Annotated in this window: 1 protein-coding gene; it reads right to left on the bottom strand. The window is 64.7% G+C overall.

Annotation, left to right across the window (positions count from 1 at the left end; genetic code table 11):
* Window positions 1-357 (bottom strand): S1 family peptidase (locus TN53_RS43115; protein ID WP_046264388.1); only part of this gene is annotated, 357 nt, incomplete at both ends.

Raw genomic sequence — 357 nt, 5'->3', positions numbered from 1 at the left:
TCTGCGTCCGTCTTCGGGATCGACGAGTGGTGCAGTGCGACGACCTCCCACTGGTCATTGAAGACCGCGGAGCCCGACGATCCCTCACGGGTGTCCGACTCGTAGTGCAGGAAATCGTCCAGCACGTCGACGACCTGATTCTCGCGCAGCGCGATCTGCTTTGGCTCCCCCCTGGGGTGCTGAACGATGTTGACGAACTCCCCGACGACGACCTTCCCCTGCGCTTCGCTGAGGACCAGCCGACCGAACGACGAGAGAGTCTCACCCTGAGCGCCCCGCTCGGCCACCGCGACCAGGCTGAAGTCCAGATCCCGGTCCGTGACGAAGAACCGCTGCGGCTCCAGCGGGAAAATGGCG

It is taken from the genome of Streptomyces sp. WM6386 (genome assembly GCF_000972385.1).
Lineage (GTDB): Bacteria > Actinomycetota > Actinomycetes > Streptomycetales > Streptomycetaceae > Streptomyces.
The sequence above is the reverse complement of the archived record's forward strand: the minus strand, read 5'-3'. Positions and strand labels throughout refer to the sequence as shown.